Genomic DNA, 15,078 nt, shown 5'->3' with positions numbered 1-15,078 from the left:
TGCCGCCTCGGGAGTGGGCCATGGCCAAGGCCCAGTTCGCCGTGATCTTCAGCCAGCGCTTCACCAAGGCCCTGGCCTGACCGTGTCGTTCAACCGACCGGCCGAACACGGAATTCCTGACACTCCCACTCGTGTTCGGAGGACAGTGTCCTCCCCTCACCCCCCGACGATCACCCCCGCCTCCGCCAGCCTCGCAATCTCCCTCACCTCAAACCCGACCTCGGCCAACACCTCGGCGTTATGCTCGCCCATCCTCGGCGGCTGCCGCACCAGCCCGGCCCTGTTCCTGCCCTCGCCGAATTCCACCGGCAAGGCCGGCAGCCCGAACATCGCGCCGCCGCCGAGCGCCGAGATCGCCGTCTGCAGCAGCCCGCCATTCGCCGCCAGATGCGGGTCGTCGAACAGGTCGGCCGGCTTGCCGACCGGCGCCCAGGAAATGCCGGCGGCCTCGCAGCGGCGGGCGACCTCGTCCTGGTCGTATTGCAGGAACACCTCCTGCAGCGCCGGGATCAGCCAGGACCGGGCGCCGGCGCGCAGCGCGTTGGTGGCAACTCGCGCGTCGGCGGCCAGCGCCTCCAGCCCGAAGGTCTGGGTGAAGCGCACCCATTGCTGGTCGCTGGTCACGCCAATGAACAACTGATTGCTCTCCCCCTTGGCACCCGCGGTGTCGAACACATCGTAGATGCCCCAGGCGCCGCGCCGTGCCGGCATTGGCGGCGGCGGCTCGCCGGTGGCGGCGAGGCCGGCCATGTGGCTGCCCATCAGGAACACCGCGCTCTCGAAGAGCGAGGAGCAGACGCGCTGCCCCTCTCCGGTCCGGTCGCGCTCGCGCAGCGCCGCCTGCACGGCGATCACGCCGAACACCGCGCCGAGGATGTCGACGATGGAAGCGCCGGCGCGCAGTGGCCGCCCCGGCGGGCCGGTCATGTAGGCGAGGCCGGACTGGAACTGCACCACCTCGTCCAGCGCCGGCCGGTGTTCATAGGGGCCGGCGAGGAAGCCCTTCAGCGCCAGATAGACGAGGCGCGGATTGACCTTCCGCAGATCCTCCCAGCCGCAGCCGAGGCGTTCCATGGTGCCCGGCCCGTAATTCTCCAGCACCACATCGGCCTGCGCCACCAGCCGGTGCGCCGCGGCGCGGCCGTCCGGTCGCTTCAGGTCGAGCGCCAGACTGCGCTTGTTGCGGTTGAAGGTGGCGAAGAAGCCGGCGGCGAAGCCGGGCAGCCGGCGGGTGTGGTCGCCGGCCGGCGCCGGCTCGACCTTCACCACATCGGCGCCGAGGTCGGCCAGCACCAGCCCGGCGCAGGGCCCCATGATGGTGTGGGTGAACTCGAGGACCTTGATCCCGGCGAGCGGCTTTGGATTCACGCGTTCTTCTCCGTGTCGAGGCCGGCCAGGAACCGCGCGGCCGCCCGGGTCCGCGGCCGATAGCCGAGCTCGGTCTGGACTGTCCAGAAGCGGACCTTCTCGCAGAACCATGCCTGGGCGCATTGCGCCCTGAAAGTCCTGACCGCACGTTCGACGAGATCATCCTCGACGTAGTTGAGCCGGCGCTTGCCGAGCACGTATTCGAGGTTATCGAGTTCGGCGAAGGTGATCATGTTGCGGTGATGGTCGAGCAGCCAGGATGCCGGCTCCTCCTTCGGCGCAAGCTCGCGCAGCCGGGCGTATTCCCGACCGGCGGCATCGATGTGCTCGTTCACGAGCCTCATCCGGTCGTAGTACTTGTCGTAGGAGGCCTCCTCGCGCCCGAGGTGCCACTGCACATAGGTGAAGGCGAAGGCGATGCCGGCGGCGACGGTCGCCAGGACCCTGGCGACCGGATCCTCCTCTCCCGCCACCGGCTCATGCGGCCGAAGGAGGTAGAGCGCATGCGCCACCACGACCACGGCGGTGGTGACGAGGACCGTGCGCTTGCCCGTCAGTATCCGCCAGAACGGCACCTTGATCCTGGCACGCCGGAGAACCTCGGCGGCCAGGCTGCCGACATCGGGCGCTGGCGCGAGTTGCGTCACGCCGCCTTTCGCCGGAAGGCATCCAGGCTGCCGGCGCGCAGCAGCTCGCTCGGCAGCTGGTGGCCGACGATGCGCTCGGCCAGCCGCCCCACCTCGATCAGCGCGTCGAGGTCGATGCCGGTGGCGATGCCCATCTCCTCGCAGAGCAGGGCCAGCTCCTCGGTGCAGATATTGCCCGCGGCGCCCTTCTGCCCGGCGAAGGGGCAGCCGCCGAGGCCGCCCACGGTGCTGTCGAATTTGGTGACGCCGAGCTTCAGCCCGGCATGCGCATTGGCTACCGCCAGCCCGCGGGTGTCGTGCAGGTGCAGGCCGATGCGCAGCTGCGGCCAGCGTTCCCGCACCGCGCCGACACCGCGCTCGATGCGGATCGGCGTCGCCCAGCCCATGGTGTCGGCCAGCGAGACGTCGGTGACGGTCTCGCCTGCCTCGGCGGCAACCGCCAGCCCGTCGGCGACGGTCTGCACCACCTGGGCCGGCGTGATATCGCCCTGGTAGTTGCAGCCGAAGGCGGCCATGACCCCGACCCGCGTCACCGCGATGCCGTTCTTCCGGTGCACCGCGGTCTGCTTGCGCATCGCCTCAAGGTTCTCGGCATGGCCGCGGTTGAGGTTCTTGATCGAGAAGGCGTTCGAGGCCGCCAGCGAGATCGAGCCGCCGAGGGTCAGCCGGTCGCGGAAGGCCAGCGCCCGGTTCAGCCCGTTCTCGTTGAACCAGAGCGCGGTGTAGTGGACGCCATCCTTCGGCCGGAAGCCGGCCGCCACCGCCTCGGCATCCGCCCAGCCGGGCACCAGCCTCGTGTTGACGAAGGAGCAGATCTGGATGTGGCGGAGGCCGGTCTCGGCCAGCGCCTCGACCAGCGCGATCTTGTCGGCGGCCGGGATCGGCCCAGGTTCGATCTGAAAGCCCTCGCGCGGGCCTTCCTCGAAGATGTCGACGGACTTCGGCAGGTCGGCCATGGCTCCCCCTCCCCTCTGCTGCGTGGTTTCGGCTGCCATGGTGCCCCCGCCGGCGGCCGGACGCCAGACGGTTGCCCGGGACCAGTTGCCGAAGCCGGCATCCCCCGGCACAACCCTCCCGACCGGAGGAACCGAACCATGAGCGCTGCCGCTGACACCGCCCGTGCCACCACCAAGGACGAAGGCAGCCTGCCGAGCCTCGCTCTGGAAGGCAGCCGCGCCACGCTGCATCTCAACCGCCCGCTGGTGATGAACCGGGTCCAGCCCGAGGACATCGTCGAGATCATGCGCATCCTGGCCAAGGTGGAGGCCGACCCGGCGGTGCGGGTGCTGGTCATCGCCTCCACCGGCCGCGCCTTCTCGGCCGGGGCGCACCTCGGCAGCATGGCGCAGCAGGCGGCGGCGGGCGGCATCAAGGACACCCCCGGCGCCACCTTCGAGGACATGATCAACCGGCTGGAAATGCTGACCATCCCGACCGTCGCGCGGCTGCACGGCGGGGTCTATGGCGGCAGCACCGACCTGGCGCTGGCCTGCGACTTCCGCGTCGGCGTCACGCCCTCGACGGTGATGTTCATGCCGGCGGCGCGGATCGGCGTGCACTACTACGAGAGCGGGCTGCGGCGCTACGTCTCCCGTCTCGGCTTCAACAACGCCAAGCGCCTTTTCATGCTGGCCGAGGAGCAGAGCGCGGAGGAGTTGCTGCGGATCGGCTACCTGACCGATCTGGTGACGCCGGAGGCGCTGGACGCGCGGATCGACGCCATCGCCGCGCGGCTCGGCGAGCTGGCGCCGCTGGCGGTGCAGGGCGCCAAGCGGGCGATCAACGAGATCGGCCACCAGGCGCTGGACGTGCCGGCGCTGAAGGAGCGCATCCGGCGCGCCAAGGACAGCGAGGACATCAAGGAAGGGCTGCGCGCCTTCAAGGAGAAGCGCAAGCCGGTGTTCCAGGGGCGGTAGAGGAGGACCTCCGAGGCCGCGACACCCGAGGCCGCGGATCGCGCCCCCGGGCGGAGCTGGGCCGGGGCTGCGAAACCCGAGGCTCTGCCGCGGGTTCATGGGCTCCCAGCCGCCGGAAGCCTGTACCCATGCCCTTCGACGAAGGTGCCGCCGTCTCCGCCATCATCGACGCGCGCGAGGCGGCGAGCGAGGCCGGGCTGCGTTATGTCTCGGACGAGGCGCCCGGCATCGGCCGGCGGCGCGTGGGCAAGGGCTTCAGCTACCGCCAGCCGCAGGGCGGGCCGGTCCGCGACGCGGCAACCTTGCGGCGCATCCGTGCCCTCGCGATCCCGCCGGCCTGGACCCAGGTCTGGATCTGCCCGCATCCGGAGGGGCACATCCAGGCCACCGGCCGCGACCAGAAAGGCCGCAAGCAGTACCGCTACCACCCGCGCTGGCGGGAGGTACGGGACGCCGCGAAATACGACCACATGGTGGAATTCGCGCATAGCCTGCCGGCCATCCGGGCGCGGGTGGACGCCGACATGCGGCGCCCCGGCCTGCCCGGGGAAAAGGTGCTGGCGACGGTGGTGCACCTGCTGGAGGCGACGCTGATCCGCGTCGGCAATGACGATTATGCCCGGCAGAACCAGAGCTATGGCCTGACCACCCTGCGCCACCGCCATGTCGCGGTGGAGGGTACGACCTTGCGCTTCACCTTCAAGGGCAAGAGCGGCAAGACCTGGCAACTCGGCCTGGCCGACCGCCGGGTGGCCCGGATCGTCCGCGCCTGCCAGGACCTGCCGGGCCAGGAGTTGTTCCAGTACCGCGATGCCGAGGGCGGGCTGCGCGACGTCACCTCGGCGGATGTGAATGCCTACCTCCGGGAGATCGCCGGGCGGGACGTCACCGCCAAGGACTTCCGCACCTGGGCCGGCACGGTGCTCGCCGCGCTGGCGCTGCGCGAGTACCAGCGGGCGGACAGCCAGGCCGCGGCCAAGCGCAACCTGCGGGCGGCCATCGAGCGGGTCGCGGCGCGGCTCGGCAACACGCCGGCGATCTGCCGGACCTGCTACATCCACCCGGCGATCCTCGATTGCTACCTCGACGGCGCCCTGGCCTTCGAGGTGGAGGCGGAGCCCGAGTTGCGGGACGGGACCGGCCGGCTGCGGCCGGAGGAAGCCGCGGTGCTCGCCCTGCTGCTCGAACGCCTGAGGGGGGACCGGGCAGCAGCGGGGATGACCAGCGCCACACCCCGGCCGGCCTGCCATGTCGCGGCGGCATGGCCTCGCCTTGGCCACGGGTTGCGGTAAAGATGCCCTGACATCGAAGAGGGTCGCGGCATGGAGGAGTTCGACTGCGTCGTCGCCGGCGCAGGGGTGGTGGGCCTGGCCGTCGCCCGCGCCCTGGCGCTGGCCGGGCGCGAGGTCTTGGTGCTGGACGCGGCGGAGGGGATCGGGACGGAAACCTCCTCGCGCAACTCAGAGGTGATCCACGCCGGCATCTACTACGCCGCCGGCAGCCGCATGGCGCGGCACTGCGTCGCCGGCAAGCACATGCTCTACGCCTATTGCGCGGAACGCGGCCTGCCGCATGCGCGCTGCGGCAAGCTGATCGTCGCCACCGATGAGGAGGAGGCGGGCAAGCTCACCGCCATCCAGGCCCGTGCCGCCGCCAATGGCGTTCCCGACCTGACCCTGCTGAGCCGGGCGGAGGCGCTGGCGCTGGAGCCGGCGCTGCATTGCACCGCGGCGCTGCTCTCGCCTTCCACCGGCATCATCGACAGCCACGCCTACATGCTGAGCCTGCAGGGCGATGCCGGGAATGCCGGGGCGATCTTCGTCTTCCACGCCCCGGTCACCGGTGGCCGCGCCACCGCGGCGGGCATCGAGATCGAGGTCGGCGGGGCGGAGCCGATGGCGCTGCGCTGCCGCACCCTGGTGAACGCCGCCGGGCTGCACGCGCCGAAGCTGGCGCGCAGCATCGCCGGCATGCCGAGCCAGCACATCCCCACCGCCTATTACGCCAAGGGCAATTACTTCACCCTGACCGGGCGCAACCCCTTCTCACGGCTGATCTACCCGGTGCCGGTGCCGGGCGGCCTCGGCACCCATCTGACCATCGACCTCGGCGGCCAGGCGCGGTTCGGGCCCGATGTGGAGTGGGTGGAGAGCCTGGATTACGAGGTCGATCCGCGGCGCGGCGACAGCTTCTACGCTGCCATCCGGCGTTACTGGCCGGGGCTGGCGGATGGCGCGCTGGCGCCGGGCTATTCGGGGATCCGGCCGAAGATCGTCCCGCCCGGCGCGCCGGCGCAGGATTTCACCGTCACCGGGCCGCGCGACCATGGGGTGCCCGGGCTGATCCACCTCTTCGGCATCGAGAGCCCGGGGCTGACCGCATCGCTCTCCCTGGCCGAGGAGGTCAAGGCGGTGGTGGGCGCCGACTGACGTTGGCACAACCGTTGCGGGATCATATGCGGCAGGGCCTACATGTTTCGGTAAGTCACGCCTGCCAGAATGCGCATGTCTGCAATGTCACGCGAATATGGTGGATCGCGGACCCCCCTCATCGCATTGAGGCGCCGCGTTTCGAAGGATCGTCGCGTGTACGAGTCCCATTGGTTGACCTACCTACTTGATGCCACCGACCCCGGCCCGGGCCAGGCCCCGCCTCAGGTAGGCGATGCGCTCGAACTCCGGCTGCTGCGGAACGGCAGGGAGATCGAGGCATGGCGGCTGGACGGCCAGCGGCTCGGACGGCTGCCGCCGGCTGAGACCGTGCTGCTGTCCGGCCGGCTGGCCGAGGATCCTGCCTGGCGGCAGGGCCGCATCACCGCGCTGGTGCCGCGGCCGCTGCAGGGCGGTGCGCGCATTCACGTCAGGATCGGCACGGCCTGATACGAACGGCGTTTGATCATGACCGATCAGCCACCTGCCTCAGTCGCACGGCATGGATGGACCACCCATGCCGCGCACCAGGATTGACGGCGCGCCACCGGTGGCCTGAGCCTGCCGGGTGATGCCGGATGTGCTCACCCTGCGGGAAGCGGCCGACTACCTCCGCCTGTCCGAACGCGCGCTCTATGCCCTGGCGCGCAGCCGGCGGGTCCCGGCGGTGCAACTCGGCGGCAAATGGCTGTTCCCGCGCGGGCTGCTGGAACGCTGGCTGGCGGCCCAGGCCGACATGCCGGGGCAGGAACACCGGCTGGCGCCGCCGCCGATCCTCGCCGGCAGCCATGACCCCTTGCTGGACTGGGCGGTACGGCAATCCGGCTGCGGGCTGGCGCTGCGCGGCGGCGGCAGCCTGGACGGGCTGGAGGCGCTGGCGCGCGGCGAGGCGGCGGCCGCCGCGATCCATCTGATCGATCCCGATTCGGGCGCCTTCAACGAGCCCGCGGCGCGGGCGGCGCTGGCCGGCCGCGGCGTGGTCGGGCTGGTCTGGGCGTGGCGGGAGCAGGGGCTGATGGTGGCACCGGGCAATCCGCTCGGCCTTGCCAGCGTCACCGACCTGGCGCGGCCAGGATTGCGCATCGCCGGCCGCCAGCCCCGCGCCGGCAGCCACGCCCTGCTGCTGCATCTGCTGGCGGAGGCGGAGCTGCGGCTCGACCAGCTCGGCTTCCTGGCGGAGCCGGCGATGGCCGAGGATGAGGTGGCGGCGGCGGTGGCCGAGGGCCGGGCCGAGGCGGGCTTCGGCATCCGCGCCGCGGCGGCGGCCCGCGGCCTCGGCTTCGTGCCGCTGCTGCGGGAGCGCTTCGACCTGGTGATGGACCGGCGGGAGTATTTCGGCCAGGGCATTCAGCGGCTGCTGGGCTTCACCGCCGGCGCCGGCTTCCGCGCCCGGGCCGAGCGGATGGGCGGCTACGACATCGCCGCCTGCGGCACGGTGGCCTTCAACCTTTAGAACGCCCCACCGAACCACCCTGTAGTGTTGCAGGGACTCCGATGATCCCTCCCGATCGGCGCTTCGGCGCGCCTTTCGCGGCAAAGCCGCGGAAGGACACCGGCCAGCGCCCGGTACCGAAGGGCACTCTCGGAGCGGATCGCGGAGAGGCTTGAATCCGCTCCGCAAGCAAAGGGCTGGCGGGCTGGCGTTCGGACAGGAACGCGATTCGCTGCAGCGGGCCGCCAGACCATGGCCGGCCTTGACCTGGCCATCCGGGCGTTTGGCTTCGCTGCGGTGTCCGAGGCGCGGGCCAAGCCCGCGCATGGCGAGAGAAGGCCGCTGGCGGGACCTCGGCACCCTGTCAGGCGTGCTTGCCGCCGGCGTGCTTGCCGCGCCTTACACGTGCATTATTCAGCATACAAAATCAACGCAAGCATCACCCAGAAGACGCTCGACAGGGCCACGGCACAGAACAGGCCAATGGCTGGCCCGCCTGCATCTTCCTCCGGATCATCCCGTCCGGCGCCAGGGTCGGTCGTCATGCCGGCCAAACTCCGCGAACTTCGCCACATGGTTGTAGCCATAGATGGATACACCATCCCTGGCTGTTCAACTTTGCATGCATTCGCCTCAGGCGCAGCAGAATTCGTGCAGCGCCTCGCCAGGAAATCGGCGCCGCCACAATCCGGCCGCAGACACGTCGCAATCCCGTACGGGAATTGCGGGAGAAAGGCTTGCCCGGGTCCCGGGCGGTGCGACGGCAGGACGGCGGAAGCGGCAAGACGCTTCCCACTCCCGCCCCGGACCGCAGCGCGGCACCGGCGAGCGAACGAGAGGGTGACGTCGTCCATGTTGGGCGTTGAAGCGATCCAGACTATGGGCCAGGGCCTCGGCCAGACCATGTCTCCCGAGGCGTCGAGCCAGGCTTTGGCCAGCTATGGCGTCTCGCGGGCCTCATCCCGGCAGGCTGCTACGGGGCATTCCTGGTCGGTGGCGCTGCAGCCGCGGCTGAAACGCGCCTTCGATATCCTCGGCGCCTCGACGCTGCTGCTGCTCTGCCTGCCGGCCTTCGCCGCCATCGCCCTGGCGGTGCGCGCCGATGGCGGCCCGGCCTTCTACGCGCATGAGCGGGTGGGCCGCGGCGGCCGGCGGTTCGGCTGCCTGAAGTTCCGCTCCATGGTCACCGATTCGGCCGAGCGGCTGGCGGCGCTGCTGGCCAGCGACCCGGCGGCGCGGGAGGAATGGGAGGCGACGCGCAAGCTGAAGCAGGACCCGCGCGTCACCTGGATCGGCCGGCTGCTGCGCGCCAGCAGCCTCGACGAGCTGCCGCAGCTGATCAACGTGCTGCGCGGCGAGATGAGCCTGGTCGGTCCCCGCCCGGTGATCCAGGCCGAGCTTTCGGCGCATTACGGCGCCGCGGCCGAGCATTACCTCTCGGTCCGCCCCGGCATCACCGGCCTTTGGCAGATCAGCGGCCGCAACGACACCACCTATGCCGAGCGCGTGGCGCTCGACGTCCGTTACGCGGTGAACCCCTCGCTGCTGGCCGATGTGGTCATCCTGCTGCGGACCCCGGCGGCGGTGGTGGCGCGGCGCGGCGCCTACTGAGGCGTCCTCATAAAGCCGCCGCGCGGTCTTGCGAGGGCTCCGGATTGTCTCTCCCGACCAGCGCTACGGTACGGCCTTCCGCGGCGATGCCGTGGAAGGCCGGCGGCAGGCGGCAGGGTCCGGTGGTGTCTTCAAGGTCATGGGCTGGCTGGCTCCCTGCTGACTGACTTGACCCGGAAGGGCCGGGCTGCCACGCCCCGCCCGACCGCCGCGGCCCGCCCAAACTCCGCCGGAAGGGGCTGATGTCCGATCCTCATGCACGCGCCGGCGCCCGGGCCATGGTCTCGGGCGTGTTCTGGAATGCCCTCGGCCGCGGCCTGCCGCTGCTGCTCGCCCTGGTCCTCACCCCGGTCCTGGTGCATCAGCTCGGCCTGGAGCGCTGGGGCCTGTTCACCCTGGCGCTGGCCATGGTGGGCGTCTTCGGCGTGTTCGACTTCGGCGTTGGCCAGGCGCTGACCCGTGCCCTGGCCGAGCGCATCGGCGCCGGCCGCGCGGCGGAGGCGACCGGGCTGGTCGCCGCGGCCCTCGCGACCCTCGGCATGATCAGCCTCGCCGCGGCGCTCGGCCTCTGGCTCTTCGTGCCCCTGCTGGTGGAGCGCATCCTGAAGGTGCCGCCGGAGCTGCAGCCCCAGGCGGTGGACGCCATGCGGGTGCTGGCCGCGGCGGCGCCGCTGGTGGTGCTGAACGCCTCGCTCTGGGGCGTGCTGGCGGCCTGGCAGAGGTTCCGCGCCGCCAACCTCGTCACCATCCCGGTCAACCTCTTCTACTACCTCGGCCCGGTGCTGGTGCTGCTGGTCTGGGACAGCCTGGTCGGGGTGATGCTGGCCCTGGTCGCCTGCCGGCTGGCCAATACCCTCTCCTACATCTGGCTGGTGCGGCCGCTGCTGCCGGGGCTGTCCTGGCGTGGCGTCAGGCTGCGGCTGGTGGTGCCGCTGCTGCGCCTCGGCGGCTGGATGACCTTCAACGGCATGGTGACCCAGGCGCTGCTCTATGCCGACCGCTTCCTGATCGGGGCGATGCTCTCGCTGGCCGCGGTCGCCTGGTACGCCACGCCGCTCGACCTCGTGCTGCGGGTCTGGATCCTGCCGGTAGCGGTGGCGCAGACCCTGCTGCCGGCCTTCGCCGGGGCCTTCGCCACCATGCCGGCGCAGACCGCGGCGCTGCTGCGGCGCGGCGCGCTGGCGATCATGCTGCTGGTGCTGCCGGCGGCGCTGCTGCTGGTGGTCGGGGCGCGGGAGATCCTCTGGCTCTGGCTCGGTGCCGATTTCGCCGCCGGCGGGGCGCGGGTGCTGCAGATACTGGGCGTCGGCATCTTCTTTAGCTGCGTCGCCTTCGCCCCCAATGCGCTGCTGGATGCGATCGGCCGGCCGGACATGACGGCGCGCTTCGTACTGGGCCAGGCGGTGGTCTTCCTGCCGCTGGCGGCGCTGCTGCTGCCGGTCGCCGGTATCGAGGGTGCGGCGGTGGCCTGGGCGCTGCGCGCCGCCACCGATTGCGCCGGCAAGCTCTGGCTGGCGGCGCGGCTCTACGGACCGGCGGCCGAGGCGGCGCGCGGGCTGGCGCCGGTGCTGGCGGTGGCCGGACTCGGGCTGGCGGCGCTGCTCGCCCTGCCCTCCCTGCCCTGGCTGCTGGGCGGCGCGGTGCTGGTGCTGGCCGGCTTCCTCCTGGTGGCGCTGCGGGCACTGCCGGAGGAGGACCGGATGCTGCTGCGCCACCCGCGCGCGCTGCTGCGACTGAAAGGCGCCTGATGCCAGACTCCGTCCGTGGCCTCGTCATCAACGGCCGCTTCCTGACCCAGCGCCTGACCGGCGTGCAGCGCTTCGCCGGCGAGATCACCCGCGCGCTGGACCTGATGGCGGCCGAGGACAGGCTGCCTGGCGCCCGGCTGCTGCTGCCTTCCGGCGCCGCCTCGCCCTTCGCCCATATCCCGGCCGAGCTGGGCAGGCTGCGCGGCCAGGCCTGGGAGCAGCTGGAGCTGCCGCTGCGCGCCCGTGGCGGAATGCTGCTCAACCTTGGTAATACCGCGCCGCTGGCGCTGGGCCGCGCCCAGGTGGTGGTGATCCACGACGCCGGCGCCTTCGACACGCCGGAGAGCTACTCCACCGCCTTCCGCGCCTGGTACCGTGGGCTGCACCGCGCGCTGCCCCGGCTCGGCGCCCGGCTGGTGACGGTTTCCGAATTCTCCCGGAAGCGGATCGCCTACCATCTGCGCCTCGACCCCGGCCGCATCGCGGTGATGCCGGAAAGCGGCGAGCACATCCTGCGCGAGACGCCGGACCCGGCGGTGCTGGCGAAGCACGGGCTGGAGCCCGGCCGCTTCGCCCTCGTCGTCGGCACCAGGGCGGCGCACAAGAACCTCGGCGGCCTCGGCGACGCGGCCGGGCTGCTCGGCGCGCATGGGATGAAGCTGGCCGTCGCCGGCGCCGCCGATCCGGCGGTGTTCCGGGCCGAGGCGGGGCCGGCCGGGGCGCATGTCGCCCTGCTCGGCCGGGTCAGCGATGCCGAATTGCGCAGCCTCTACGGTGCCGCGCTCTGCCTCATCTTCCCCTCCCGCTACGAAGGCTTCGGCCTGCCGCCGATCGAGGCGATGAGCTGCGGCTGCCCGGTGGTCGCCGCCGAGGCCGCCTCCCTGCCCGAGGTCTGCGGCGAGGCCGCGCTCTGGTTCGACACCGATGGCCCGCGCCGGCTGGCCGATGCGCTGTCCCGGCTGGTCACCGAGGCGGGGCTCGCCGCCCGCCTCGCCGCCGCCGGCCGCGCCCGCGCCGCCGGCTTCACCTGGCGCGGCGCGGCGGAACGCCTGCTCGCCCTGCTCCCGATGGATACCGCCCGATGAAGGTTGCCCTGGTGCATGAATGGCTCGACGGCTACGCCGGCTCGGAGCGGGTGCTGGAGCAATTCATCCGGTTGTGGCCGGAGGCGGATGTCTATGCCATCTGCGACTTCCTGGCCGAGAAGGACCGCCACTTCCTGCAGGGCAGGCGGGTACGCACCAGCTTCATCCAGCGTCTGCCGGCGGCGCGGAAGCGGTTCCGCTGGTACCTCGGGCTGATGCCGATCGCCATCGAGCAATTCGACATGGCGGGCTATGACCTCGTCGTCTCCTCCTCCCATGCCGTGGCCAAGGGGGTGTTGACCGGGCCGGGCACGCTGCATGTGAGCTACGTCCACAGCCCGATGCGCTACGCCTGGGATTTGCAGGCGCAATACCTGCGGCAGGCCGGGCTGGAGCATGGGCTGAAGGGCCTCTACACCCGCTGGCTGCTGCACCGGCTGCGGTTGTGGGACCGCAGCTCCGCCGCCGGCATCGACTCGGTCATCGGCAACAGCCGCTACATCGCCGAGCGCATCAGGAAGGTCTGGCGGCGCGAGGCGGCGGTGATCCACCCGCCGGTGGATGTCGAGCGCTTCAGCCTCGGCACCGCGCCGCGCGAGGGGCATTACCTCATCGCCGCGCGCATGGTGCCCTACAAGCGGGTCGATCTCGTCGCCGAGGCCTTCCGCCGGATGCCCGGCCGCAAGCTGATCATCACCGGCGACGGCCCTTCCCTGCCGCGGGTGCAGGCGGCGGCGGCCGGTGCGCCGAACATCGAATTCCGTGGCCATGTGGCCCAGGCTGAGCTGGTGGCGCTGACCCAATCCGCCCGCGCCTTCGTCTTCGCCGCGGAGGAGGATTTCGGCATCGGCCTGGTGGAGGCACAGGCCTGCGGCACGCCGCTGATCGCCTATGGCCGCGGCGGCGCCCGCGACATCGTCCTTCCCGACACCGGCGTGCTGTTCGGCGCGCAGAGCGCCGAGGCGATCATCGCCGCGGTGGACGCCTTCGAGGCCGGGCCGCCTATCTCTCCCGAGGCTTGCCGGGCGAATGCGCTGCGCTTCTCGGGCGAGCACTTCCGCGCGGCGATGCGGGCGCATGTGGACACTCTGCTGGCCGAGAGGGGAGCATGAAATTCAGCCTCGTCGTCGCCACCCTCGGCCGCGACCGCGAGCTGGCGGCGCTGTTCGACAGCCTGCTGGCGCAGCAGCGCAGCGATGTCGAGGTGATCGTCGTCGACCAGAACCAGGATGACCGGCTGGCGCCGATCATCGCCGGATACGCCGCGCGGCTGCCGCTGCTGCACCGGCGCAGCGCGCGCAACAACGCCTGCCATGCCCGCAACCTCGGGCTGATGCTGGCGCGCGGCGAGATCGTCGGTTTCCCGGACGATGACTGCCTCTACCCGCCCGGGCTGCTGGACCGGGTGGGAACCGCCTTCGACGGCGATCCGGGGGTGCAGATACTGACCGGCCCGGCCGCCTCGCCGGAGGGCGGGCTCGGCTCCGGCCGCTGGCGGGAGGACGGCGGGCCGATCACCCCGGCCAATGTCTGGACCAGCGTCATCGAGTTCAACCTCTTCCTCCGCCGCCAGACCGCGCTGGCGCTCGGCGGCTTCGACGAAGCGCTGGGCCCTGGCACGCCCTTCGGCTCGGCCGAGGGCAACGACCTGGTGCTGCGGGCGCTCGCCGCCGGTCATGCGGCGCGCTACGAGCCGGCGCAGCGGATCATCCACCCGGACAAGCGGCTGACCCCGGTGGCGGTGGAACGGGCCGCGCTTTACGGGCGTGGGCTGGGCCATGTGATGCGGCGCCATGCGGCGCCGGCCGGCGTCTGGCTGCCCTTCGTCATCCGCCCGATTGGCGGTGTGCTGCTGAACGCGCTGCGCGGCCGCGGGCTGGCCTCGCGCTACTTCCTTGCCAGCCTGCACGGCCGGCTGACCGGCTATTTCGCCCCGCGCAGCCCGGCCATGCTGGCACCGCTGGCGGAGCTGCCGCGATGAGGATCGCGATCGGCATCGCGACGCGCGGCCGCGCCGCCATCCTGGCCGAGGTGCTGGCGGAGCTGCGCCGGCAGACCCGCGCGCCCGACCGCATCATCGTCTGCCACGTCACGCCGGAGGATGTCGGTGCCCGCGCCCCCGGGGTCGAATACCTTATCGCCCCGGCCGGGCTGCCGCGCCAGCGCAACGCCATCCTCGACACGGCCGCCGATTGCGACGCGGTGCTGTTCCTCGACGACGACTTCCTGGCGGCGCCCGGGTATCTGGCGGTGACGGAGGCGGTGCTGGCGGCGCGGCCGGAGGTGGTGGTCACCACCGGCACCGTCCTCGCCGATGGCGCCAAGGGGCCGGGGCTCGGCGTCGCCGAGGGTCGCGCCATCCTCGCCGCCGACCGCTACGCGGGCGATCCGCTCGCCGCCCGGCCGCATTTCAACGGCTATGGCTGCAACATGGCGGTGCGCCTCGCCCCGGTCCGCGCCCATGGCATCAGGGTGGATGAGGCGCTGCCGCTCTACGCCTGGTACGAGGACATCGACTTCACCCGCGCCCTTGGCCGGCATGGCGCGATCCTGCGGCTGGAAGGCGCCCGCGGCGTGCACCTCGGCGTCAAACTCGGGCGCACCCCAGGCCTCAGGCTCGGCTATTCGCAGGTGGCGAACTCGCTCTACCTCGCCCGCAAGGGCACCTATCCCTGGAGCCACGCGCTGCGCAGCGCCGCGAGGCACTGCGCCATGAATCTCGCCCGCAGCCCCTGGCCGGAGCCCTGGGCCGATCGCTGGGGGCGGTTCCGCGGCAACATGCTGGCGCTCTCCGACCTGTTGCGCGGCCGCATGGCGCCGGGCCGGATCACGGAGCTCTAGC

Annotated in this window: 15 protein-coding genes; 11 read left to right on the top strand and 4 right to left on the bottom strand. The window is 71.7% G+C overall.

Translation table 11 applies throughout. From position 1 onward, the window contains the following. Positions 1-156: 156 nt before the first annotated feature. The 3 genes from H7965_RS21215 to H7965_RS21205 are packed head-to-tail and all read right to left on the bottom strand — an operon-like array spanning position 157 to position 2,971. Entirely contained in the window at positions 157-1,368 is a 1,212-nt protein-coding gene (locus tag H7965_RS21215) for a CaiB/BaiF CoA transferase family protein (protein ID WP_229682727.1), read from the bottom strand. Next, positions 1,365-2,015, bottom strand: a complete 651-nt coding sequence (locus H7965_RS21210) for a hypothetical protein (protein ID WP_186772585.1) — start codon at positions 2,013-2,015, stop codon at positions 1,365-1,367. Before H7965_RS21210 ends, H7965_RS21215 begins: the two co-directional genes overlap by 4 nt. Continuing rightward, positions 2,012-2,971 (bottom strand): hydroxymethylglutaryl-CoA lyase, encoded by a 960-nt coding sequence (locus tag H7965_RS21205; RefSeq protein WP_186772584.1) that lies wholly within the window; start codon positions 2,969-2,971, stop codon positions 2,012-2,014. The genes H7965_RS21210 and H7965_RS21205 overlap by 4 nt, the downstream gene beginning before the upstream one ends. A 138-nt stretch (positions 2,972-3,109) precedes the next feature. On the opposite strand from H7965_RS21205, the gene H7965_RS21200 reads away from it, so the two are divergent. The 5 genes from H7965_RS21200 (at position 3,110) to H7965_RS21180 (ending at position 7,813) form a co-directional block, all read left to right on the top strand. Continuing rightward, complete coding sequence (locus tag H7965_RS21200) at positions 3,110-3,931, top strand: enoyl-CoA hydratase/isomerase family protein (protein WP_186772583.1); 822 nt, start codon at positions 3,110-3,112, stop codon at positions 3,929-3,931. Positions 3,932-4,059: 128 nt separating this feature from the next. Next, positions 4,060-5,223, top strand: coding sequence for a DNA topoisomerase IB (locus H7965_RS21195; RefSeq protein WP_186772582.1), 1,164 nt, complete (start codon positions 4,060-4,062; stop codon positions 5,221-5,223). A 30-nt stretch (positions 5,224-5,253) separates the two neighbouring features. After that, positions 5,254-6,360: an NAD(P)/FAD-dependent oxidoreductase gene (locus H7965_RS21190; RefSeq protein WP_186772581.1), complete on the top strand. Its 1,107-nt coding sequence runs from the start codon at positions 5,254-5,256 to the stop codon at positions 6,358-6,360. 156 nt (positions 6,361-6,516) lie between these two features. Beyond that, positions 6,517-6,810 carry a hypothetical protein gene (locus H7965_RS21185; RefSeq protein WP_186772580.1) on the top strand — a complete coding sequence of 98 codons (294 nt, stop codon included), beginning with the start codon at positions 6,517-6,519 and terminating at the stop codon, positions 6,808-6,810. A gap of 121 nt (positions 6,811-6,931) precedes the next feature. After that, complete coding sequence (locus H7965_RS21180; RefSeq protein ID WP_186772579.1) at positions 6,932-7,813, top strand: helix-turn-helix transcriptional regulator; 882 nt, start codon at positions 6,932-6,934, stop codon at positions 7,811-7,813. Positions 7,814-8,202: 389 nt separating this feature from the next. On the opposite strand, the gene H7965_RS31145 is transcribed toward H7965_RS21180, so the two are convergent. Then, the gene (locus H7965_RS31145; RefSeq protein ID WP_261394326.1) at positions 8,203-8,337 is read right to left on the bottom strand and encodes a hypothetical protein; all 135 of its coding nucleotides are present in this window, start codon (positions 8,335-8,337) and stop codon (positions 8,203-8,205) included. 307 nt (positions 8,338-8,644) lie between these two features. Between H7965_RS31145 and H7965_RS21175 the strand changes: the two genes are divergently transcribed. The 6 genes from H7965_RS21175 (at position 8,645) to H7965_RS21150 (ending at position 15,077) form a co-directional block, all read left to right on the top strand. Further along, positions 8,645-9,403: a sugar transferase gene (locus H7965_RS21175; protein ID WP_229682728.1), complete on the top strand. Its 759-nt coding sequence runs from the start codon at positions 8,645-8,647 to the stop codon at positions 9,401-9,403. Between the two features lie 242 nt (positions 9,404-9,645). Further along, a complete protein-coding gene (locus H7965_RS21170) occupies positions 9,646-11,151 on the top strand; it encodes an oligosaccharide flippase family protein (protein ID WP_186772577.1) in 1,506 nt (501 codons plus the stop codon). Then, positions 11,151-12,236, top strand: coding sequence for a glycosyltransferase family 4 protein (locus H7965_RS21165; protein ID WP_186772576.1), 1,086 nt, complete (start codon positions 11,151-11,153; stop codon positions 12,234-12,236). The genes H7965_RS21170 and H7965_RS21165 overlap by 1 nt, the downstream gene beginning before the upstream one ends. Continuing rightward, entirely contained in the window at positions 12,233-13,348 is a 1,116-nt protein-coding gene (locus H7965_RS21160) for a glycosyltransferase (protein ID WP_186772575.1), read from the top strand. Before H7965_RS21165 ends, H7965_RS21160 begins: the two co-directional genes overlap by 4 nt. Further along, positions 13,345-14,217: a glycosyltransferase family 2 protein gene (locus tag H7965_RS21155; protein ID WP_186772574.1), complete on the top strand. Its 873-nt coding sequence runs from the start codon at positions 13,345-13,347 to the stop codon at positions 14,215-14,217. Before H7965_RS21160 ends, H7965_RS21155 begins: the two co-directional genes overlap by 4 nt. Further along, the gene (locus H7965_RS21150) at positions 14,214-15,077 is read left to right on the top strand and encodes a glycosyltransferase family 2 protein (protein ID WP_186772573.1); all 864 of its coding nucleotides are present in this window, start codon (positions 14,214-14,216) and stop codon (positions 15,075-15,077) included. The genes H7965_RS21155 and H7965_RS21150 overlap by 4 nt, the downstream gene beginning before the upstream one ends. Position 15,078 lies beyond the last annotated feature (1 nt).

Origin of the sequence: Siccirubricoccus deserti (assembly GCF_014283215.1) — a bacterium.
In the GTDB taxonomy this organism is placed as follows: Bacteria; Pseudomonadota; Alphaproteobacteria; order Acetobacterales; family Acetobacteraceae; genus Siccirubricoccus; species Siccirubricoccus deserti.
This window is presented reverse-complemented; position numbering and strand designations above follow the sequence as displayed.